General features: G+C 68.7%; 18 protein-coding genes, 2 tRNA genes and 1 riboswitch. Of the genes, 17 read left to right on the top strand and 3 right to left on the bottom strand.

What is annotated here, in order from left to right:
• On the top strand, positions 1-679 hold a 679-nt coding region (locus RBT54_RS01215), incomplete at its 5' end, for an adenylosuccinate synthetase (RefSeq protein ID WP_320363307.1).
• Between the two features lie 188 nt (positions 680-867).
• Here the strand turns inward: RBT54_RS01215 and RBT54_RS01220 are convergent.
• Both RBT54_RS01220 and RBT54_RS01225 read right to left on the bottom strand, forming a co-directional pair.
• Positions 868-952 (bottom strand) — tRNA-Leu (locus RBT54_RS01220).
• Positions 953-1,189: 237 nt separating this feature from the next.
• Positions 1,190-1,274: transfer RNA gene (locus RBT54_RS01225), tRNA-Leu, on the bottom strand.
• 39 nt (positions 1,275-1,313) lie between these two features.
• On the opposite strand from RBT54_RS01225, the gene rnr reads away from it, so the two are divergent.
• The 16 genes from rnr to nirD all read left to right on the top strand — a co-directional run bounded on the left by rnr (position 1,314) and on the right by nirD (position 19,533).
• The gene (gene rnr, locus RBT54_RS01230; RefSeq protein WP_413788412.1) at positions 1,314-4,490 is read left to right on the top strand and encodes a ribonuclease R; all 3,177 of its coding nucleotides are present in this window, start codon (positions 1,314-1,316) and stop codon (positions 4,488-4,490) included.
• Positions 4,483-5,235 (top strand): 23S rRNA (guanosine(2251)-2'-O)-methyltransferase RlmB, encoded by a 753-nt coding sequence (rlmB, locus tag RBT54_RS01235; protein ID WP_320363308.1) that lies wholly within the window; start codon positions 4,483-4,485, stop codon positions 5,233-5,235. The genes rnr and rlmB overlap by 8 nt, the downstream gene beginning before the upstream one ends.
• Before the next feature lie 112 nt (positions 5,236-5,347).
• A riboswitch (cobalamin riboswitch) is annotated at positions 5,348-5,542 on the top strand.
• A 48-nt stretch (positions 5,543-5,590) separates the two neighbouring features.
• Positions 5,591-6,439, top strand: a complete 849-nt coding sequence (gene bluB, locus RBT54_RS01240) for a 5,6-dimethylbenzimidazole synthase (protein ID WP_320363310.1) — start codon at positions 5,591-5,593, stop codon at positions 6,437-6,439.
• 179 nt (positions 6,440-6,618) lie between these two features.
• Positions 6,619-6,693 (top strand): pyrroloquinoline quinone precursor peptide PqqA, encoded by a 75-nt coding sequence (pqqA, locus tag RBT54_RS18425; RefSeq protein WP_002924740.1) that lies wholly within the window; start codon positions 6,619-6,621, stop codon positions 6,691-6,693.
• Between the two features lie 63 nt (positions 6,694-6,756).
• Complete coding sequence (pqqD, locus tag RBT54_RS01245) at positions 6,757-7,059, top strand: pyrroloquinoline quinone biosynthesis peptide chaperone PqqD (protein ID WP_320363312.1); 303 nt, start codon at positions 6,757-6,759, stop codon at positions 7,057-7,059.
• The gene (pqqE, locus tag RBT54_RS01250) at positions 7,028-8,248 is read left to right on the top strand and encodes a pyrroloquinoline quinone biosynthesis protein PqqE (RefSeq protein ID WP_320363314.1); all 1,221 of its coding nucleotides are present in this window, start codon (positions 7,028-7,030) and stop codon (positions 8,246-8,248) included. The genes pqqD and pqqE overlap by 32 nt, the downstream gene beginning before the upstream one ends.
• A gap of 110 nt (positions 8,249-8,358) precedes the next feature.
• The gene (locus RBT54_RS01255) at positions 8,359-8,862 is read left to right on the top strand and encodes a hypothetical protein (RefSeq protein WP_320363316.1); all 504 of its coding nucleotides are present in this window, start codon (positions 8,359-8,361) and stop codon (positions 8,860-8,862) included.
• Positions 8,840-10,177 (top strand): 3-phosphoserine/phosphohydroxythreonine transaminase, encoded by a 1,338-nt coding sequence (gene serC / locus RBT54_RS01260; RefSeq protein WP_320363318.1) that lies wholly within the window; start codon positions 8,840-8,842, stop codon positions 10,175-10,177. Before RBT54_RS01255 ends, serC begins: the two co-directional genes overlap by 23 nt.
• Positions 10,174-11,127 (top strand): dihydroorotate dehydrogenase, encoded by a 954-nt coding sequence (locus RBT54_RS01265; protein ID WP_320363320.1) that lies wholly within the window; start codon positions 10,174-10,176, stop codon positions 11,125-11,127. The genes serC and RBT54_RS01265 overlap by 4 nt, the downstream gene beginning before the upstream one ends.
• Before the next feature lie 78 nt (positions 11,128-11,205).
• A complete protein-coding gene (locus RBT54_RS01270; RefSeq protein ID WP_320363322.1) occupies positions 11,206-12,513 on the top strand; it encodes a nitrate- and nitrite sensing domain-containing protein in 1,308 nt (435 codons plus the stop codon).
• Between the two features lie 310 nt (positions 12,514-12,823).
• A complete protein-coding gene (locus tag RBT54_RS01275; RefSeq protein WP_320363324.1) occupies positions 12,824-14,131 on the top strand; it encodes a CmpA/NrtA family ABC transporter substrate-binding protein in 1,308 nt (435 codons plus the stop codon).
• Positions 14,132-14,175: 44 nt separating this feature from the next.
• Positions 14,176-15,039, top strand: a complete 864-nt coding sequence (gene ntrB, locus RBT54_RS01280; protein ID WP_320363326.1) for a nitrate ABC transporter permease — start codon at positions 14,176-14,178, stop codon at positions 15,037-15,039.
• Positions 15,040-15,051: 12 nt separating this feature from the next.
• A complete protein-coding gene (locus RBT54_RS01285; protein WP_320363328.1) occupies positions 15,052-15,909 on the top strand; it encodes an ABC transporter ATP-binding protein in 858 nt (285 codons plus the stop codon).
• Positions 15,910-16,236: 327 nt separating this feature from the next.
• Positions 16,237-16,656 carry a hypothetical protein gene (locus RBT54_RS01290; protein ID WP_320363330.1) on the top strand — a complete coding sequence of 140 codons (420 nt, stop codon included), beginning with the start codon at positions 16,237-16,239 and terminating at the stop codon, positions 16,654-16,656.
• A gap of 34 nt (positions 16,657-16,690) precedes the next feature.
• Complete coding sequence (gene nirB, locus RBT54_RS01295; protein ID WP_320363333.1) at positions 16,691-19,195, top strand: nitrite reductase large subunit NirB; 2,505 nt, start codon at positions 16,691-16,693, stop codon at positions 19,193-19,195.
• Positions 19,196-19,221: 26 nt separating this feature from the next.
• On the top strand, positions 19,222-19,533 hold the full coding sequence (gene nirD, locus RBT54_RS01300; protein ID WP_320363335.1) for a nitrite reductase small subunit NirD: 312 nt from the start codon (positions 19,222-19,224) through the stop codon (positions 19,531-19,533).
• A gap of 65 nt (positions 19,534-19,598) precedes the next feature.
• On the opposite strand, the gene RBT54_RS01305 is transcribed toward nirD, so the two are convergent.
• Complete coding sequence (locus RBT54_RS01305; RefSeq protein ID WP_320363337.1) at positions 19,599-20,789, bottom strand: multidrug effflux MFS transporter; 1,191 nt, start codon at positions 20,787-20,789, stop codon at positions 19,599-19,601.
• Positions 20,790-21,061 lie beyond the last annotated feature (272 nt).

Consider the following 21,061-nt stretch of genomic DNA (forward strand, 5'->3'; position numbering starts at 1 on the left):
CGCGATCAACAAGTCGGGCGGCTCGCTGCTGTTCGAGGGCGCGCAGGGCACGCTGCTCGACATCGACCACGGCACCTATCCGTTCGTGACCTCGAGCAACTGCGTGGCCGGCCAGGCCGCGGCGGGTTCTGGCGTCGGCCCCAGCCGCCTGCACTACGTGCTCGGCATTACCAAGGCCTACTGCACCCGAGTCGGCGGCGGTCCGTTCCCGACCGAGCTCGACATCGAGACCAAGGGTGTGCCGGGCGAGCAGATGTCGACCAAGGGTCGCGAGTTCGGCACGGTCACCGGCCGCAAGCGCCGCTGCGGCTGGCTGGACCTCGCCGCGCTCAAGCGCTCGATCATCATCAACGGTGTCACCGGACTGTGCATCACCAAGCTCGACGTGCTCGACGGCCTGGAAGAACTCAAGCTGTGCACCGGCTACATGCTCGACGGCAAGCGCATCGACCTGCTGCCGATGGGCTCGGAAGAGGTCACGCGCTGCGAACCGATCTACGAGACCATGAAGGGCTGGAGCGGGACGACTTTCGGCGCGCAGAGCTGGGACGCGCTGCCGCAGGAGGCGCGCGCCTACCTGCACCGCATCGAGGAGATCTGCGAGATCCCGATCGACGTGATCTCGACTGGCCCCGAGCGCGACGAAACCATTCTGCGCCGTCATCCGTTTGGCGCCTGATTGCGACTTGTCGCTAGACATGGTCGCTGCGGGTGTAGGGGAGTTCGTGGGAGCGGGCTCGTCCGCGAATGCCTGCCGTGCAGGCGAGATTCGCGGACGAGCCCGCTCCCACGGTGCTTTCGTCCAGCGCGCGAGCGGCTTGGTGGTTAACGAAAAAAGCCGGCATTTAGCCGGCTTTTCCCTGCAACTGGTGCCCAGAAGAGGACTCGAACCTCCACGCCTCGCAGCGCTAGTACCTGAAACTAGTGCGTCTACCAATTCCGCCATCTGGGCAGGGACGCGCATAATAGCAAAGGCTTTGGCATCCGTGAAGGGGTGCAGGTGCGATCGTATCAAACAGGCTCGATCCGGCCGCCGATCCAGCGCCAATCGGCATGCACCCATCTGCATGCAGGGCGCCACGGCTTTGCGCATCGTGGCGGCAGGTGAGCCGGGCATTGCTCCGACATGGCGGGACGCCAGGCGCGAGCAACAAAAAAGCCGCTCCGAAGAGCGGCTTTCCTGTGAAACTGGTGCCCAGAAGAGGACTCGAACCTCCACGCCTCGCAGCGCTAGTACCTGAAACTAGTGCGTCTACCAATTCCGCCATCTGGGCAAGAAGACGCGCATTATAAGCACGAAAAGAAGATTGTCAATGACTCGCAAAACGAAAAAAACCGAAAAGACGGCCTCGAAGGCCTCCCACAAGCCCGCGGACGCGAAGTCCCCGGCAAAGTACTCGACGTCCAAGCACGCCGGTGACAGGCCAGCGCCAGGGCGGGGTTCTTCGAAGAAGCCTGCCAAGGCGGCGACCGACGCCCCGGCCCCTCGCGCGGGCGAGCATGGCGATGCGCACAAGGCCGGCGGCAACCCCGCCGCACGCAAGCCGGCAGCAGCCGACTTGGCGCCCCCCCCCGCGCGGGGCGCCGGCCGCAGCCGTGCCGCACGCAAGGCTGCGATCGCCCAAGCCGGTGCGGGCGGACAGCCGGGCCCGCGCCAGACGAGCCCGATCCGCCTCGCCGACCCTTTCCACGACCGCGAATCGAAGCAGTACGAGAACCCGCTGCCCAGCCGTGAGTACGTGCTGCAGGTCCTCGCCGAACGTGGCGTGCCGACGCCCTTCTCCGAGCTCGCCAGCGCGCTCGATATTGCGCCGCACGAGCTCGAGCACTTCGACCGCCGCCTGCGCGCGATGGAGCGCGATGGCCAGATCATGCGCAACCGGCGTGATGCCTATCTGCTGCCTTCCAAGGTCGACCTGATCAAGGGCCGCGTCGAGGGCCACCCCGACGGCTTCGGCTTCCTGCGTCGCGACGACGGCCAGCCCGACATCTTCCTCGGCCCCAAGGAAATGCGCGAGCTGCTCCACGGCGACCGCGTGATCGTGCGCATCGCCGGCCAGGACCGCCGCGGCCGCCCCGAAGGCAAGCTGGTCGAGGTGCTCGAGCGCGCCAACAGCCGTGTCGTCGGCCGCGTCATCAACGAGCACGGTGTGATGATCGTCGTGCCCGAGAACCGCCGTCTGGCGCAGGACATCCTGGTCGCGCCGGGCGGACGCAAGAAGCCCGAGGCCGGGCAGATCGTCACCGTAGAGCTGGTCGAACAACCGACCAAGTTCGCCCAGCCGATCGGCCGCATCGTCGAGGTGCTCGGCAACTACGCCGACCCCGGCATGGAGATCGAGATCGCGCTGCGCAAGCACGATCTGCCCTACGAGTTCTCGTCCGAGGCCAAGGCGCAGACGCGCAAGCTCCCCGACGTGGTGCGCAAGAAGGACTGGGCCGGGCGCGAGGATCTCACCAAGCTGCCGCTGGTCACCATCGACGGCGAGACCGCCAAGGACTTCGACGATGCCGTGTATTGCGAGCGCCAGGGCAAGGGCTACCGCCTGATCGTCGCCATCGCCGACGTCTCGCACTACGTTGACGCCGCCAGCGCGCTCGACAAGGATGCTTTCGACCGTGGCAACTCGGTGTACTTCCCGCGCCGCGTCATCCCGATGCTGCCCGAGAAGCTCTCCAACGGCCTGTGTTCGCTCAACCCGCAGGTCGAGCGCCTGGCGATGGTCGCCGACATGAACATCTCGGCCACCGGCGAGATCAAGAACTACCGCTTCTACCCTGCGGTGATCTGGTCGCACGCGCGCCTGACCTATACCAAGGTCGCCGCCGCGCTGTACGAGCAGGACCCTGCGGTGCGCGCCGAGATCTCCGCGCTGCTGCCCCACCTCGAGAACCTCGACAAGCTCTTCCGTGTGCTGCTGACGGCGCGCGCCAAGCGCGGCGCGATCGACTTCGAGACCACCGAGACGCGGATGATCTTCGACGATAACGGCAAGATCGCGCAGATCGTGCCCGAGGTGCGCAACGACGCCCACCGTCTCATCGAAGAGTGCATGCTCGCCGCCAACGTGTGCGCGTCCGACTTCCTCGCCACGCGCGAGCACCCGGCGCTGTACCGCGTCCACGACAGCCCTTCCGAGGACAAGCTCGCCAAGCTGCGCGAGTTCCTCAAGGAGTTCGGCCTCGGCCTCGGTGGCGGCGACGAGCCGCGTGCGAGCGACTTCGCCAAGCTGCTCGAGCAGGTCAAGGACCGTCCCGACGCCCAGCTGCTGCAGACCGTCATGCTGCGCTCGCTCAAGCAGGCGATGTACAGCCCGGACAACGTCGGCCACTTCGGCCTCGCCTACGAGTCCTACACCCACTTCACCTCGCCGATCCGGCGCTACCCGGACCTGCTGATCCACCGCGGCATCAAGGCCGCGCTCGCCGGCGACCAGTACCGTCCCGGCGACTGGGAACAGATCGGCCTGCACTGCTCGATGACCGAGCGCCGCGCCGACGACGCGACCCGCGACGTGGTCGCCTTCCTGAAGTGCTATTTCATGCAGGACCGCGTCGGCGAGGAATTCATCGGCAGTGTGTCGTCGGTCGTGCCCTTCGGGCTCTTCATCGCGCTTGACGACATCTTCATCGAGGGCCTGCTGCACATCTCGGATCTCGGCAGTGACTACTTCCACTACGACGAGACCCGCCACGCGCTCATGGGCGAGCGCACCGGCAAGCAGTTCCGCCTGTCCGACCGGGTCAAGGTACAGCTCGTGCGGGTAGACATGGCGACCAGCAAGATCGATTTCCGCCTGGTCGAAGGCCCGCTGCCGGCGGCCGCCAAGGTCGTTCCGCAGGCGATCGAAGCAGCGCCTGAAGCCTTGCCGGAAGCCGGCAGGAAGGCACGCAAGCCGCGCGCCAGGAAGCCTTCTGCCGAAGTCGCAGTGGAGGACGCGCAGCCCGTGAGCGCGCCGCCAGCGACCGAGCCGGTTGCGCAGCCCGCCGCTGCCGCGCCAGCCGTTGACGCGAAGCCGAAGAGATCGCGCACCAGGAAGGCACCCGCTGACGTGTCGCCGGCGCCCGCGCCTGCAGAGGTCGGCCAGCCTGCGCCGCTCGCGGAGAAGCCTGCGAGCAAGTCCCGTTCGCGCAAGGCTGCCGCAGTCGAAACGTCGGTGACGCCCGAGCCCGGTCCGCGCAAGAAGAAGGCAGTCGCTGCGCCGGCGCTGACCACCGCTGTGCCGACCGAAGTTCAGGCTGCGCCCGAGACGAAGCCGAAGTCGCGCGCGAAGAAGAAGGCCGCCGTGACCGCGGCGCTCGCCGAGGCACCGCCCGAGACCCGGCCCGAGACCCCGACGCCCGCGGCCAAGCCGCCCAGGTCGCGCGCCAAAAAGGCCGCCGCCGCGCCGGCTGCCGAAACGCTAGAATCCGCGCCCCCGACTCCGACTGCGGCCCCGGCGCGACGCGCCGGCCGCAAGACTTCCGCAAAGGGCACAGAACGTGGCTAAAGCACCCGAGAACGCACCCACCCGCCTGATTTACGGCTTCCATGCCGTGTCCGCCAAGCTGCGCCACGCACCCGACTCGGTGCTGGAAATTTATCTCTCCGGCGACCGTAAGGACGCTCGGGTGAAGAAGTTCATCGCCCAGGCCGAGGCCGCCGGCGCGCGCATCATGCAGAGCGAGGGCGACAAGCTCGACGGCATGGTGGGCACCCGCCGCCACCAGGGCGTCGTCGCCAAGGTCGACGCGACCCGGCGTGAGATCAAGCTCGCCGACGTGCTCGACGGCCTCGACGAGAACGCGCTCATCCTCGTCCTCGACGGCGTGCAGGACCCGCACAACCTCGGCGCCTGCCTGCGCGTGGCCGACGCCGCCGGCGCGCACGCGGTGGTCGCACCCAAGGACCGCGCGGTGGGGCTGAACGCCACCGCGATCAAGGTCGCCAGCGGCGCCGCCGACACCGTGCCCTACATCACCGTCACCAACCTCGCGCGCGCGCTGCGCGAGATGCAGGAGGCCGGCGTGTGGGTCGTCGGCGCCGACGGTGAGGCCGATAAGACCCTCCACGATATCGACCAGAAGGTGCCGGTGGCGTGGGTGCTCGGCGCCGAAGGCGACGGCCTGCGTCGCCTCACCCGCGAAACCTGCGACGAGCTTGCGCGCATTCCGATGCACGGCAGCGTCGAGAGCCTGAACGTGTCGGTGGCGAGCGGCATCTGCCTTTTCGAGGCCCGCCGCCAGCGCGCCTGAGAATGGATGGGGGCAGGCTCGATTGATTTCGCCAGGATCAATCGAGTCTGAGGCCCATTGCCGATGGATCCTTGATCCCGAATGCACCCGCCCGCGATCTGCGGTTAACATTCGGGCTCGTTTGCTTCGAGGTGCCCGCGCCTGGCGCGGGAGAATCGGGAAGGCGGTGCCATTCCGCCGCGCGCCCAGCGCCGTGAAGGGGATTGTCCGGGCAAGGCTCGCCCAGCCACTGGTCCGTAAGGACCGGGAAGGCGCCCGGACGAGATGATCCGCAGCCGGAAGACCGGCCTCGAAGTGTTCTGCACAGCCGTCTGGTCGGCGGCTGTCTCCTGCTCGACGACAAGGGGAATACATCATGAGCAGCCCGACGCAGGCGCACGCCGCGCCCGCGCGCGATCACGCGCGCACAAATCTCGACCCCGAAGCGGCCACGCGTCTCCCATCTGACGCACCCGCTGGCCTCACCAAAAACTCGCAACCCCGCTTCCAGACCGACCCGCGGTTCACCACCGCCGAGCGCGACGCCGTCTACCGCGCCATCCACACCCGCCGCGACGTGCGCGGCGAGTTTCTGCCCGATGCGATCCCCGACGAGGTGCTCGCGCGCGTGCTCACCGCCGCCCACCATGCGCCCTCGGTCGGCTTCATGCAGCCGTGGGATTTCATCGTGGTGCGCTCGCGTGAGGTGCGCGCGAAGATCCATGCCGACTTCCTTGCCGCCCACGCCGAGGCCGAGCAGATGTTCGACGAGGCCAAGCGCGCCACCTACCGCAAGCTCAAGCTCGAAGGCATCCTCGAGTCGCCGGTCAACATCTGCATCACCTGCGATCGCAGCCGCCACGGCCCGGTGGTGATCGGCCGCACCCACATCGGCGCGATGGACATCTACAGCGCGGTGTGCGCGGTGCAGAACCTGTGGCTCGCCGCGCGTGCCGAGGGGCTGGGCGTGGGCTGGGTGAGCATCCTGCACCCGCCGGCGCTGCGCGAAGCGCTCGGCATCCCGCCCGAGATCGTGCCGATCGCGTACCTGTGCGTCGGCTACGTCAGCGACTTCCACACCCGCCCGGAGCTGGAGGCCGCCGGTTGGTTGAAGCGCGTGCCGCTGCCCGAGCTGCTGCATTTCGACGGCTGGCAGGGCCCGGCGGATCCCGCCGGCGAAGGGCTGGTCGAGGCGATCCACGCGGTGCAGCCGTTCCCGCGTTGACGAAAGTCAACACGCTTGCAGGTCGTTAAAGAATCAAGATTTTCGCGACTGCGGGCTCCTGATCGGCCTGATGGCAGGACCGCGATTGTGCGGATCCCCAGGCCTTCGCATGCGGGGATGATGCTTGTGAGCCGGCCGCCGTGCCGGTTCGCCATCCATCATTCCAGAGGAGACCCATCATGCAGTGGACCGACCCCGCGTATTGCGACATCCGTCTCGGCTTCGAAGTCACCGCCTACGTCTACGTGCGCTGACGCCTGCCGGCCCGGGCGCCCCTGGGCGGACCGGGCCCGGCCAACCCGCACCGGACTGCCCGCATGACCGACACCGCCACCCCGAGCCCGCCCGCGGCCAGCGAGCGCTACGCGCTCAACCCGATGTACCTGTTCCGCTGGGAGCCGACGCAGGACTCGCACGTCCTGCTCTACCCCGAGGGCATCGTCAAGCTCAACCAGACCGCCGGCGACATCATCGAGCGCTGCGACGGCAAGCGCACCGTCGCCGAGCTGGTCGCCGAACTGCAGCAGCGCTATCCGGGTGACGACGAGCGCGTCGCCGAGGGCGTGTACAAATTCCTGGAGGTGTTCCGTGCCAAAGGATGGATCCGTCGTCAGGCTTGACGGGCAGGGCAAGCCGCTGTGGCTGGTGCTCGAGCTCACCTACCGCTGCCCGCTGAAGTGCCCGTGGTGCAGCAACCCGGTCGATTACGCCCGCGACGGCGAGGCCGAACTGTCCACCGCCGAGTGGAAGCGCGTGCTGCGCGAAGGCCGTGAGCTGGGAGCGCTGCAGCTCGGCTTCACCGGCGGCGAGCCGCTGCTGCGCGACGACCTCGAAGAACTCGTCGCCGACGCCACCGCGCTCGGCTACTACACCAACCTGATCACCTCCGGGGTGGGCCTGAGCGAAGCGCGCCTGATCGCGCTCAAGGCCGCCGGCCTCAACCAGATCCAGCTCTCGCTGCAGTCGAGCGAGCGCGAACTCACCGACGCCCTGGTCGGCGCGCGCGCCTTCGACCTCAAGGTGAAGGTGGCGCACCAGATCAAGGCCCACGGCTTTCCGATGGTGCTCAACGTGCCGGTGTTCCGGCACAACATCGGCCAGGTCGAGGACATCCTCGCGCTCGCCGAGGACATCGGCGTCGACTACCTCGAGTTCGCCAACATCCAGTACTACAACTGGGCGATGGTCAATCGCGACGAGCTGCTGCCGACGCTCGAACAACTGCAGATGGCCGAGCGCGCGGTGCAGGCGGCGCGCGAACGCCTCGGCGATCGCATGACGATCTATTTCGTCATCCCCGACTACTACGAGGGCCGCCCCAAGGCGTGCATGAACGGCTGGGGCGCGATCCACCTCACCATCGCCCCGGACGGCGTCGCCATGCCCTGCCAGGAGGCGCGCATCATCGAGGGGCTGGAATTCCCCTCGGTGCGCGACAGGAGTCTCGCGTGGCTGTGGAACGAGTCGCCCACCTTCCAGAAATTCCGCGGCGACGAGTGGATGAGCCCGACCTGCCGCAGTTGCGACGAGAAGGAGAAGGACTTCGGTGGCTGCCGCTGCCAGGCCTTCCTGCTCACCGGCGACGCGTCGAGCACCGACCCCGCGTGCTCGCGCTCGCCGCATCACCACCTGATCACCGAAGCCATCGCGCAGGCCCATGCGCCCGGGCGCACGCTCAAACCGCTGATCATGCGCAACGACCGTAACTCGCGCCTGCTTGGGCAGGGTGGCGGCTGCGGGGTGGGCATGAGTGAGCGGGGCGAGGCCGCAGGGCTGACCGTGGCACAGGTGGAGGTGGGTCATGTCTGATCTGCTGCTGCGCGTGTTCGATTCCTCCGTGGTCACCGTCGCGCTCGGCGTGGCCCTCACCGCAGCGCTGGCGCTGGTGCTGCGCCTGGTGATGTGAGGCGGTGACGATCATGGACGTGCTGCTCGAAGTCGCCGCGCGCTGGCTGCACTTTCTCGGTGCGCTGGTGTGGGTCGGCCACAACTACGCCACCGCGGTCACCCGATCGCGCTATGTGCCGCTGACCGCGGCCGACCTCTCCGACCCCGACAGTCCGCGCCAGCGCGCGCTGATGCAGCGCGAGCACGGCACCTTCCGCTACGCCTCGCTGCTGGTGCTGGGCAGCGGCCTGCTGATCCTGTGGGACCGCGGCTGGCTGGCCGAAGCGCTCAGCCTGCAGGGCAGCCTGGCGCCGCTGGGCGTCGGCATCTGGCTGGCGGTGATCATGGTGTGCAACCTGTGGTTCGTGCTGTGGCCGCACCAGAAGCGCGTGCTCGGCTTCGTGCGCGCGCCGCTGGACGAGCGCCTGCGCTGCTCGCGCGTCACCTTCCTGTCGGCGCGGGTCAACACCATGTTGTCGATCCCGGTGCTGTTCTTCATGGGGGTGGGGGCACATGGCGTCGGGCTGTTCTCCTGACGGCGGCTGTGCGAACGCCTTAGCCGCCTGGGGGGTGCAGCCCGGGTTCAGCTTCTCGGCGGCAGCCGGGCCCTTGCCGGTCGAAGTCGCCAACGAGGTGGCCGAGGCCTGCCGGCCTGGCCCGGGCTCGATCCTGAGCCTGCCCTTCACCACGCCCACCTACCGCAACCTGCAGGCCGAAACCGAGTCCTGCCTGCGCCGTCTGCTGGCGATTCCGGACGATTTCGCGGTGCTCTTCCTGGCCGGCGGGGCGAGCGCGCAGTTCGCGCTGGTGCCGATGAACCTGCTCGGCGGGGCGGAGCGAAGGGACGGGGCCTGCGGGGTTGGTGCGCCCGGAGACGGTACGTTCACCAGCGCGGTGCGCAGTGCGGGCGCTCGCCGCGCTCGAGGCGAAACGGCGGCGTCATCCGCGCAGGCGCTCTACATCGACAGCGGGCACTGGTCGCGGCGCGCGATCAGCGAGGCGCAGCGTTTCAGGCGGATCGGCGTGCTCGATGTGCAGGCCCTGGTTTGCGACCCCGGTGGCGAGGGCGAGCTGCGGCTACCGTCCGAGTGTCTGCCCGCATCCCTGCCCGAAGCGCTCGATGCGCGCGATTGGCCTCTCGCCTATGTCCACGTCACCCCGAACGAGACCGCCGACGGCCTGCAGTTTCCTGCCTTGCCGAACACCGCCGCGCCCGTGGTGGCCGACCTGACCTCCGAATTGCTGACCCGGCCGCTGGACTGGCATCGGCTTGGCCTCGCCTATGCCGGCACGCAGAAGACGATCGGCACGCCCGGGCTCACGCTCGTCGTCGTGCGCCGCGACCTGCTCGGGCACGCCTGCAGCGGCACGCCGCGGGTGATGGATTACGGCGCCCAGGCCGCCGCCGAATCGCGCCTGTGCACGCCGCCGGTGCTGCCGGTCTTCGTCGCCCATCGCATGCTGCACTGGATCGAGGGCGCCGGTGGCGTGGCCGCGATGAGTGCGCGGCTGGAGCGCCGCAATGCCGCGCTCGCTGCCGCGATGGCCGAAGGCGTAGCGCGCGGGCTCTACCGCCGGCGCGTGCCCGAAGGCTGGCGCTCGCGCGTCAATCCCTGTTTCCACCTCGCCGACGACGCGCTCGGCGACCGCTTCCTCGCCGAGGCGGAGGCGGCCGGCTTGCGCGATCTGCGCGGACATCCCGAGCGCGGCGGGGTGCGCATCAGCCTCTATAACGGCCTGGCGGATGCGGCTGTGGAAGCGCTCGCCGCCTTCCTCTCCACGTTCGCCCGGCGCAACGGAAACGCTGCCCGCAGCGCCAACGCGTCCGCGGTGGTCGCGCTGGAACCATGATCCCGCCGCTGACCCCGCGTGCCTTGCGTACGCGCTGGTCGGTACAGCGGCTGGCGCGCTGCGCGTCGGCTACCGGCGCGCCTGCTGCCGCCTCGCCTGCAGTGGTCCCGCTCACTCAGGTCTCCTCGCCCGCAGCCGTCCGACCCACCGCCGTCCGGCCTGCATCGAGCGCCCGCGCGGCGAGCGCGGATTCGAGCCTGACCGCGCGGGCGGTGGAGGCGATGGGCCTGCGCTTTCCCTCGCCGCTGATCGTCGCTGCGGGCTTCGATCGCCGCGGCAGCTTGCTCGCGCACGCCGCCGCGCTCGGCCTGGGCGGGGTCGAGACCGGCAGCCACCGCGCGCACTCGACGGATGCGCCGCCGCTGTTGGCCGTCTCGGCCTGGCGCCACGGTGACGCGCCGCACCGCACGACCTCGCCACTGCGGCCCCGCCACGGGCTCAGCCTTGCCGTGCCCACGCACACGACCGACGTACAGCGCCGATCCCAACACCTGTGTCGCGCGCTGGCCGCGTGGCAGGCCGGCGCGGATTACGTCGTCCTCAACCCGGGGCGCAGCGGCGCCTCGCCGGCGCAATGCGTCGAACTGCTCGCCGCGCTGGCCGAACTGCGTGACCGACTGCCGCGTCCCCGGCGCCTGGCCCTGGTCGCCAAGCTGCCGCCGGCGTGGATGGAACGCGAGGCAGTGGGGGACTGGGCGCAGCGCCTGGTTGCGGCCGGGGCCGACGGTCTGCTGGTGTCGGCCGACGCTGCGCCGCAGCAGGCGGTTGCGCGCCTGACCGCGCTTGCCGAGGCGGTGGGCCCGCGCGTGTGCCTGATCAGCGTCGGTGGCATCGATTCGGCGCACGTCGCCAAGGCGCGGCTCGCGGCGGGCGCGCGCCTGGTGCAGGCTCACCGCGCGCTGCTCGGACCCTTGCCGCGGGTCATGTCCCTGATCGGAGCGCTTGCATAGCGCTTGCACGGCTCTTGCTTGTCTTCGCTGACGGCCGTTCTGGCCGCCGCCTCAAGCAGACACTGCGGAGCCCCATGCATGACCTCGATGCTTGCCTTTCTCGTCGCCGCACGCCGCTGCGAAATTCATGATCTCGAGCAGCTCGCCCGCAGTTGCGAGCTGGTCCAGGCCGTCAGCGAACTCGTCCATCAGTTGCAGGGCGAACGCGGTGCCTCAAACCTCTTTCTGGCCTCCGGTGGCGCCCGGTTCGGCGCGCAGCGGGCGGCGCGTGTCGCGGCCAGCCATGCGACGGAGGCGGCGGTGCGCGCCTGGCTGGCCCGGCCCGAGGTGTGCGGCGCGGCCCCGGCGCAGGCGATGCCGGGCGGGGCGCGGCTGTTCACCCGCATCGCGCTTGCTCTCCATGCGCTCGACGGGCTGGCCGGCCTGCGTGAAGAAGTCGCGACCATGCGCTGCGGCGCGGAGGAGGCGACGCAGCGCTTCAATCGCGTGATTGCGGCGCTGCTCTCGCTGGTCTTCGAGGCCGCCGACGTCGCCGCCGATCCGGCGGTGTCGCGTCTGCTGGTGGCGCTGTTCAACCTCATGCAGGGCAAGGAGTTCGCTGGCCAGGAGCGCGCTGCGGGCGCCGCAGCATTCGCCGCCGGGACGACCGGGCGGGCGGGCGAACAAGCCCTGCTGCATCTGATCGAAGCGCAGGAAGCATGCTTCGAGCGCTTCGAGGCCTTCTGCCCGCCGGATACGCTCGCCGCCTGGGGGACCGCACAACGGGCGATGCCGCTGGCCGAGCTCGAGCGCCTGCGCCGCAAGCTGATCGCAGCGGGGCAGGGCGTCGTGCTGGCGCCTGCACTGGCCGAGGACTGGTTCGCGTGCTGTTCGGCACGCCTCGATCAGATGCATTCGATCGAGTCGGCGCTCGCCGGCGGACTGCGTGCGACGTGTATCGAGCGCATTGGCGCGCTGCAGCTCGACCCCGATGATCCGCAAAGCCTGTTGCAGACCGTCGCCGGGCTGCCCGAGGCTGCGGCCCCGATCGGTGTGTTCAGCGCCGAGCAGGCTGCCGATGCGGCTTCGGGGGGCGAGGAGGGCGGCGACGCAGCGGTGACGACCGAGCCGCTCGGCCCACGACTCACCCGTTCGATCGTCGATGCGCTCCACGCGCAGTCGCGCCGGCTGCAGGCAATGAGCGACGAACTCGCGGCGGTGCGTGCCGCCCTCGACGAGCGCAAGCTGATCGAACGCGCCAAGGGCGTGCTGATGCGCCACCAGGCCCTGGCCGAGGACGAGGCCTACCGTCTGCTGCGGCAAACTGCGATGAACCAGGGCAGGCGGCTGGTCGAGGTGGCACAGGCGGTACTGGCAATGGCGGAGTTGCTGCCCCGACGCTCCTGATCCGCGCCGCGCGCACCGGGACTGTGCGCCGCGCACCCCTGTTGCACTGCAGCAGTGCGTTCTCCAGTCCACGGGGCGGCGGTGTGCCGAGCCTGAAACCCCTGCCAAATCAGGGAAAGGGCTTCTCGCCACAACCTGGCACGACTTCTGCATAGAGTGAATCGAGGCGGAACCAAAGGCGGTTCGAGACTCACCGCGTGGCCCCAGTGCTGCCGCATCCCGGACAAAGGCGTCCATCCACTGTCAGCGAAGCCGCAGGCAGGGGGTGGGCGCCTTCTTGCTTTCAGTGGTTCACATTCAGGAGTCGATCATGGGCAACAAGGCAATCAAGCAGTCGGACTTCAGCCGTCGTGACTTCATGCGCAGCGCCGCTGCGCTGACCGGCGCGGCGATGGTGGGTGGGCTCTGGTCCAGCCGGGCGAGCGCCGCGGGCGGCGCGCTCGAGACCAGGAAGGCCAAGCTCGGCTTCATCGCGCTCACCGATGCCGCGCCGCTCTTCGTCGCCGACGAGAAGGGCTTCTTCGCCAAGCACGGCATGACCGAGGTCGAGGTCCTCAAGCAGTCGTCGTGGGGCACCACCCGCGACAACCTCGTGCTCGGCTCGCAGCGTAACGGCATCGACGGCGCCCACATCCTCACCCCCATGCCCTACCTGATCGCGAGCGGGGCGATGACGGCCAACAACGTGCAGGTACCGATGTACATCCTCGCCCGCCTGAATCTGGCGGGGCAGTGCATCTCGGTGGGCAACGAGTACAAGGATCTCAAGGTCGCTACCGATGCCGGTGCCTTCAAGGCCGCGCTCGCTGCAAAGCGTGCATCGGGCAAGGCCGTCAACGCGGCGATGACCTTCCCCGGCGGCACCCACGACATGTGGATCCGCTACTGGCTGGCCGCCGGCGGTATCGACCCCACGCGCGACATCTCCACCATCGTCGTGCCGCCGGCGCAGATGGTCGCGAACATGAAGGTGGGCAGCATGGACACCTTCTGCGTGTGCGAGCCGTGGAACCGCCAGCTCATCAACCAGGGCATCGGCTACACCGCCAACACCACCGGCGAGCTGTGGCACAACCACCCGGAGAAGGCGTTCGCGATGCGCGCCGACTACGTCGATGCGAACCCCAACGCGGCCAAGGCCCTGCTCAAGGCGGTGATGGAAGCGCAGATGTTCTGCGAGGACCCGGCCAATCGCGAGGAGGTGGCACGCATCTGTGCCAAGCGGCGCTGGATCAACGCCCCCTTCGAGGACATCGTCGACCGCATGCGCGGCGACTTCGACTACGGCACGGGCCGCGTGGTCGAGAACAGCCCCGAGCAGATGCGCTACTGGAAGGATCAGGCCTCCTACCCCTTCCAGAGCCACGACCTGTGGTTCCTCACCGAGAACATCCGCTGGGGCTATCTGCCCCAGGACTTCGACATGAAGGGCTGGGTGGCGAAGGTGAACCGCGAGGACCTGTGGCGCCAGGCTGCCCAGGAGCTGGGCGTGGCGGCGAGCGACATCCCGGCCTCGACCTCGCGCGGCGTGGAGACCTTCTTCGACGGCAAGGTTTTCGATCCGGCGAACCCGATGGCCTACCTCGACAGCCTCGCCATCAAGACCCTGCGCGGCTGAGCCGCGTGCGCCCCGATGCATCCTGAATCCGCAAGGAGCCCGACATGAGCAACACGACATCGATCGCCGGTCTCGCGCCGGCCACTGCCGCACCGCCCCCGGCCTGGCGCAGACATGCCGCGGCGCTGGCGCAGTATTTCACCCGGCACGCCTTGCCGCCGCTGGTGGTCCTGAGCCTGCTGGTGGGCATCTGGGAGCTGCTGTGCCAGGCGCCTGGCGCGGCCCTTCCGCCACCGAGTCAGGTCATCGCCGACACCTGGGAGCTGATCACCGATCCCTTCTTCGACAACGGCGGCAACGACGTCGGCCTGGCCTGGCAGATCCTCGCCAGCCTGGAGCGCGTGGCCTACGGCTACCTGCTTGCAGTGATCGCCGGCGTCAGCCTGGGCGTGCTGGTCGGGCAATCAACCTGGGCGCTGCGCGGGCTCGACCCCCTCTTTCAGGTGCTGCGCACGGTGCCGCCACTGGCCTGGCTGCCGATCTCGCTGGCCGGCTTCCAGGACAGCAACCCGTCGGCAATCTTCGTGATCTTCATCACCGCGATCTGGCCGATCATCATCAACACCTCGGTCGGCATCCGCAACATCCCCGAGGACTACCGCAACGTCGCCCGGGTGATCCGCCTCAATGGGGTGGAGTACTTCTGGAAGATCATGCTGCCGGCAGCCGCGCCCTACATCTTCTCGGGGCTGCGCATCGGCGTCGGACTGTCGTGGCTGGCGATCATTGCCGCCGAGATGCTGATCGGCGGCGTGGGTATCGGCTTCTTCATCTGGGATGCGTGGAACGCGTCGCGCATCAGCGACATCATTCTCGCCCTCGTCTATGTCGGCGTCGTCGGCTTCCTGCTCGACCGCATGGTCGCCTGGGTCGGCAAGCGCGTCACCCGTGGCACCAGCCCCGCATAAGGAGTATCGATCATGAGCCAGCCCTACCTCAGCATCTCCCGCGTCGACATGGCATTCAGCCGCGGCAGCGTCAGCAATCAGGTGCTCGCCGACATCAATCTCGACGTCCAGCGCGGCGAATACATCTCGCTGATCGGCCATTCCGGATGTGGCAAGTCCACCGTGCTCAACATCGTCGCCGGCTTGCTGCGGGCGAGCTCCGGGGGGGTGATCGTCGATGGCCGCGAGGTGAACGCCCCTGGCCCGGACCGTGCCCTGGTGTTCCAGAACCATTCGCTGCTGCCCTGGCTGACGGTGTATCAGAACGTCGAGATCGCGGTGCAGAAGATCTTCAAGGGCAAGCGCAGCGCCGCCGAGCAGCGCGACTGGATCCTGCACAACCTCGACATGGTCAGCATGAGCCACGCGCTCGATCGCCTGCCGGCGGAGATCTCCGGTGGCATGAAGCAGCGCGTGGGCATCGCCCGTGCGCTGGCGATGGAGCCCAAGGTGCTACTGCTCGACGAGCCCTTCGGTGCGCTCGATGCACTCACCCGTGCCCACCTGCAGGACGAGGTGATGCGCATCCAGTCCGAGCTGCAGAACACGGTGATGATGATCACCCACGATGTGGATGAGGCGGTGCTGCTGTCCGATCGCATCGTGATGATGACCAACGGCCCCTCGGCCACCATCGGCCAGGTGCTCGACATCGACCTGCCGCGCCCGCGCGACCGGCTCGAGCTGGCCGACGACGCGCGCTACACCCACTACCGCCACGAGGTGCTGAGCTTCCTGTACGAGAAGCAGCGCAAGGTCGAGCCGATCGCGCAGGCGCGTACGCGCTCCCCCGCGCCGGCGGCGCGCAGTGCGGAGGTCCGCCGGGCCTGAGCGGCTAGGGCGTCGCACGCAGGTGGTGCGGCGCCGGCGGGCATCGCACTGCAGCAGTGCGCGGATCGGTCTCAGCAGCGCAGCGAAAGGCCATCTGCGGTGACGACTCCGCCGTTTCACGCGGAATCAGGCGCTGTCAGCTACGTGGCACGCTTGATGCAAGGGAATGAGCGAAGGCGGACCAAAGAGGGTCCGGCCAGCGGCAGGACATACAAGGCAAGGCTTCGGCATGTGGACAACGGCGTCCATTCCGAGCGCTCGCGCACCTAGCGCGGCGCACGGAATGGACGCCGTTCGTTTTTGGGGCGCACGGTGGAAGACCAGGACATGAGCAAACACGCAAAAACATTCGTAGCGCGCCCGGGCGCCGGGCGATCCAGCCCGACGGTGCGCATCGTCGAGGCAGGCGATGGGATCGCGCTGGCGGACTGGCGTGCGCTGGCCGGCAGTGGCGCGACGCTGGTGTTTCGGCGCGGGTTGCCGCAACTGCTGCAGATCGTCGCCCGCCTGATCGCCGCGGGCATGGCACGCAGCACACCCGCGGCGGTCGTGTGCCTCGCGCCGCAGGAAGTGCAGCCGACCTTGCGCGCGAGCCTGGCCGAGCTGCCTGCGCGGATCGCAGGCGAGCCGCTGCCGAGCACTGCCCTGATCGTCGTCGGGGTGCTCGCCGAGCCAGGCAGCGCATTGGCCGAGCACCTTGGCCGCCTGCTCGCCGAGCCGCCGACGGGCGCTCGCGCCGCTGCCTGACGACCTTCGTTCTTGATTCTTGAGGAGCACGACCATGAAGAAAATGAAACTCGTACTCGTCGGCAACGGCATGGCCGGTGTGCGCACGGTCGAGGAACTGTTGAAGCTCGCCCCCGACCTGTACGACATCACCGTGTTCGGCGCCGAGCCGCACGGCAACTACAACCGCATCCTGCTCTCGCCGGTGCTGGCCGGCGAGATGACGCTGCCCGAGATCATGCTCAACGATCTCGACTGGTACCGCGACAACGGCATCACGCTGCATGCCGGCAGGCAGGTGACCAGGATCGACCGCGTCAGGCGCAAGGTGATCGCCGAGGCGGCAGACGGCAGCGTCACCGAGGCCGACTACGACCGCCTGCTGCTCGCCACCGGCTCCACGCCCTTCATCCCGCCCATCCCCGGTAACGAGCTGCCCGGCGTGCTCGGCTACCGCGACATCGCCGACACCGAGGCGATGATCGAGGCCGCCGCCAGGTACCGCCACGCGGTGGTGATCGGCGCCGGCCTGCTCGGGCTGGAGGCCGCCAACGGGCTGATGCTGCGCGGCATGGACGTCACCGTGGTGCACATCGGCGACTGGATCATGGAGCGCCAGCTCGACCGCGCCGCCGCCGACATGCTGCAGGCCTCGCTCGAGGCCAGGGGCATGAAGTTCCTGCTCGCCCGCCAGACCGAGGCGCTGCTGCCGGCGCGCAACGCGCAAGGCGGCATGAGGGGCGAGGACGGTGCGGAGCGCGTCGGCGCCGTGCGCTTCAAGGACGGCATGGAGATCCCCGCCGACCTGGTGGTGGTCGCCGCCGGCATCCGCCCCAACTTTGCGCTCGCCGAATCCGCCGGGCTGTACTGCGGCAGCGGCCGGGTGCGCGGCATCCATGTCTCCGACACCCTGCAGACGGTGACCGACCCGCGCATCTACGCGGTCGGCGAGTGCGTCGCCCACCGCGGCATCGCCTACGGCCTGGTGGCGCCGCTGTTCGAGCAGGGCAAGGTGTGCGCCAACCACCTCGCCAACTTCGGCATCGGCCGCTACGAGGGCTCGGTGACCTCGACCAAGCTCAAGGTCACCGGCATCGACGTGTTCTCGGCGGGTGACTTCGGCGGCGGGCCGGGCACCGAGGAGATCGTGCTGCACGACAAGCAGGGCGGCGTGTACAAGCGCGTCGTGCTCAAGGACGACCGCATCGTCGGCTCGGTGCTGTACGGCGACACCGCCGACGGCTCGTGGTACTTCCAGTTGATGAAGGACCGCCAGAGCGTCGCCGAGATCCGCGACCACCTGATGTTCGGCCAGAACAAGTTGGGCGACGCCGGCCACAAGGGCGAGAACCGCGCGGCCAGCATGCCCGACACGGCCGAGGTGTGCGGCTGCAACGGCGTGTGCAAGGGCACCATCGTCAAGGCGATCAAGGAGCAGGGGCTGTTCACGCTCGACGAGGTGAAGAAGCACACCAAGGCCGCGTCCTCCTGCGGGTCCTGCACCGGCCTGGTCGAGCAGATCCTCGCCTCCACCGTGGGCGGCGCCTACCAGGCGGTCAGCGCCACCGACAAGCCGGTGTGCGCCTGCACCGAGCATTCGCACAAGGTGGTGCGCGAGGCGATCTTCAAGCTCCACCTCACCAGCAAGGAGGCCGTGTTCGAGGCCCTGAACTGGCGCACCCCCAACGGCTGCGACAAGTGCCGCCCGGCGGTCAATTACTACCTCATCTCGTCGTGGCCGCACGAGGCCAGGGACGACCCGCAGTCGCGCTTCATCAACGAGCGCGCGCACGCCAACATCCAGAAGGACGGCACCTATTCGGTGGTGCCGCGGATGTGGGGCGGGCTGACCACGCCTTCTGAACTGCGCGCGATTGCGGATGCCGCCGAGAAGTACCAGGTGCCCACGGTCAAGGTCACCGGCGGCCAGCGCATCGACCTGCTCGGCATCAAGAAGGAAGACCTGCCCTACATCTGGGCCGACCTCAACGCCGCCGGCATGGTCTCGGGCCACGCCTACGGCAAGTCGATCCGCACGGTGAAGACCTGCGTCGGCGCCGAGCACTGCCGCTTCGGCACCCAGCTCGCGATGGACATGGGGGTCAAGCTCGAAAAGATGCTGTTCGACATGTACGCGCCGCACAAGGTCAAGCTCGCGGTCTCGGGCTGCCCGCGCAACTGCGCCGAGGCCGGGATCAAGGACGTGGGCGTGATCGGCGTCGATTCGGGCTACGAGCTCTACGTCGGCGGCAACGGCGGCATCAAGACCGAGGTCGCGCAGTACCTGTGCAAGGTGACGACCGACGAGGAGGTCATGGAGTATTCCGGCGCCTTCCTGCAGCTCTACCGCGAGGAGGGCTGGTACCTCGAGCGCACCGTGCATTGGCTCGCGCGCGTCGGCCTCGACTACGTGAAGGCCAGGGTGGTCGAGGACGGCGACAACCGCCGCCGCCTGCACGCGCGCCTGCTCGACGCCCTCAAGGACGCCCGCGATCCCTGGGAAACCAGCCGCGAAGCCCCGGCCGTCAAGCAGTTCATCCCGATCAAGGTCGAGGCCTGAGCGGCCCGCATACCCGAGGACACATCATGAGCAACTGGAAACGCATCTGCCCGCTCGACGACATCCCGCGCCTGGGTGCGCGCGTCGTGCAGCGCCCCAGCGGGGGCGACATCGCCCTCTTTCGCAACGCCGAGGACGAGGTCTTCGCGCTCCACGACAAGTGCGCGCACAAGGGCGGGCCGCTGTCGCAGGGCATCGTCCACGGCCGCAAGGTCACCTGCCCGCTGCACGGCTGGAACTTCAACCTGCAGGATGGGCAGGCGCTGGCGCCGGACGTGGGCTCATGCGCGAGCTTCGAGGTCAAGGTCGAGGGCGGGGAGGTTTGGCTGGTGGCGTGAGTCGAGCTGCTGGGCTGGCTACAGTCGGCAGCGTGCCTTGGCTCGGCTTGTTGCTCCTGCAGGCCTTACCCCACCGCCCCCAGCCGCACGCGCTGCACCGGCACCCAGGCGATGAACGCCACGGCGGCGCTGCAGAAGGCGACGCCGACGACCATCGGCAGCGCGCTGCCGTCCATGTTGGCGCCCACCCAGTACGCGGCGCCGAAGGCCACCACCATCATCAGGAAGCCGGTGATCGCCGAGGCGGCGCCGGCGGCCTTCGGGAACGGGGCGATCGCGCCGCTCTGGCCGCAGGGCTGGTGCACCCCATGGCCGAGCATGAAGATGAAGGCCGGCCCCATGATCGACCACACCGTGCTCACCCCGGCGAGCGCGAAGGCCAGCATCAGCGCGCCGCCGCTCAGCGACAGGGCGCCGCCGATCATCACGCTGCGCTGTACGCCGAGGCGCAGGATCATGCGCCGGCACAGCACGGTGCCGCCAATGTAGAACGCGGACAGCAGCAGCAGCAGCACGCCGTAGAAGCTCGGCGAGGTGCCGAGCAGGTTGATGAACACGAAGGACGACGCCGACAGGATGCAGAACAGCCCGCCGAAGGAGGCGGTGCACAGCGAGGCGTAGGTCCAGAAGCTGCGGTTGCCGACGATGGCGCGCGCGGTGCGCAGCAGCACGGCGGGCTGCAGCGCCTCGGGGTGACGCTCGTGCAGGGTCTCCTGGAAGTAGCGCGCGACGACGAGCAGCGTGATCGCGCCCATCACCGTCAGCGCGATCAGTGTCGCGCGCCAGCCGAACCATTCCGCCAATAGCCCGCCGATCCACGGGCTCAGGCAGGCGGCGACGCCCAGCCCGGACAAGCCCTTGCTCATTGCCCGCGCGCCCTCCTGAGGTGGGTAGAGGTCGCGCACGATCGCCCGCGCGCACACCGTGCCCGCGCCCATGAACGCGCCTTGAAGCACGCGCCAGAACACCATCACCTCGATCGAGCCGGCCAGCGCGCTGCCGATCGCTGCCAGCGTGTACCCGGCCAGTCCGATCAGCAGCACCGGGCGCCGCCCGACCCGGTCCGACAGCGGCCCCCAGAACAACTGCGACGCGCCGAAGGCGAGCAGCAGCGCGGTCAGGGTCAACTGCGCCTGCGCAGGCACCGCGCCGAAGCTGGCGGTGAGCGCGGGCAGGGCGGGGAGGTAGAGGTCGGTGGTGATCGGCTGCAGGCCGAGCAGCAGCGACAGGATGAGGATGACGAGGGGGGAAGACATCGCTTTCAGGAAATCGATAATCAGAAAAATATCGAGAAAATAGCACGGCTGATGGGCTTTGGTGCCGTTTAACCTGCGTGAGGCGCATGTCCGGGGAGAAGTTGCCCGCGCGCGCGGCCAGCGTCGCGGTGGTGCGTCCGCGCACCGATTTTGTGCACTGCACGCCAAGCTGGTGCATCACCGCTCTCGAATCCGGAAACCAAACGACTGATTTAGAACGATTTTAAATATGGCATGACGCTTGCTTTGTGTTCGTCAGCACAGCGTCAGTC

This window comes from Thauera sp., assembly GCF_034003485.1.
Lineage (GTDB): Bacteria > Pseudomonadota > Gammaproteobacteria > Burkholderiales > Rhodocyclaceae > Thauera.

What these genes read in the sequence shown, in the direction of transcription:
- rnr (WP_413788412.1), top strand. Translation starts at nt 1,314, where the DNA reads ATGACTCGCAAAACGAAAAAAACCGAAAAGACGGCCTCGAAGGCCTCC.
- bluB (WP_320363310.1), top strand. Translation starts at nt 5,591, where the DNA reads ATGAGCAGCCCGACGCAGGCGCACGCCGCGCCCGCGCGCGATCACGCG.
- pqqD (WP_320363312.1), top strand. Translation starts at nt 6,757, where the DNA reads ATGACCGACACCGCCACCCCGAGCCCGCCCGCGGCCAGCGAGCGCTAC.
- RBT54_RS01255 (WP_320363316.1), top strand. Translation starts at nt 8,359, where the DNA reads ATGGACGTGCTGCTCGAAGTCGCCGCGCGCTGGCTGCACTTTCTCGGT.
- serC (WP_320363318.1), top strand. Translation starts at nt 8,840, where the DNA reads ATGGCGTCGGGCTGTTCTCCTGACGGCGGCTGTGCGAACGCCTTAGCC.
- RBT54_RS01265 (WP_320363320.1), top strand. Translation starts at nt 10,174, where the DNA reads ATGATCCCGCCGCTGACCCCGCGTGCCTTGCGTACGCGCTGGTCGGTA.
- RBT54_RS01270 (WP_320363322.1), top strand. Translation starts at nt 11,206, where the DNA reads ATGACCTCGATGCTTGCCTTTCTCGTCGCCGCACGCCGCTGCGAAATT.
- RBT54_RS01275 (WP_320363324.1), top strand. Translation starts at nt 12,824, where the DNA reads ATGGGCAACAAGGCAATCAAGCAGTCGGACTTCAGCCGTCGTGACTTC.
- ntrB (WP_320363326.1), top strand. Translation starts at nt 14,176, where the DNA reads ATGAGCAACACGACATCGATCGCCGGTCTCGCGCCGGCCACTGCCGCA.
- RBT54_RS01285 (WP_320363328.1), top strand. Translation starts at nt 15,052, where the DNA reads ATGAGCCAGCCCTACCTCAGCATCTCCCGCGTCGACATGGCATTCAGC.
- RBT54_RS01290 (WP_320363330.1), top strand. Translation starts at nt 16,237, where the DNA reads ATGAGCAAACACGCAAAAACATTCGTAGCGCGCCCGGGCGCCGGGCGA.
- nirB (WP_320363333.1), top strand. Translation starts at nt 16,691, where the DNA reads ATGAAGAAAATGAAACTCGTACTCGTCGGCAACGGCATGGCCGGTGTG.
- nirD (WP_320363335.1), top strand. Translation starts at nt 19,222, where the DNA reads ATGAGCAACTGGAAACGCATCTGCCCGCTCGACGACATCCCGCGCCTG.
- RBT54_RS01305 (WP_320363337.1), bottom strand. Translation starts at nt 20,789, where the DNA reads ATGTCTTCCCCCCTCGTCATCCTCATCCTGTCGCTGCTGCTCGGCCTG.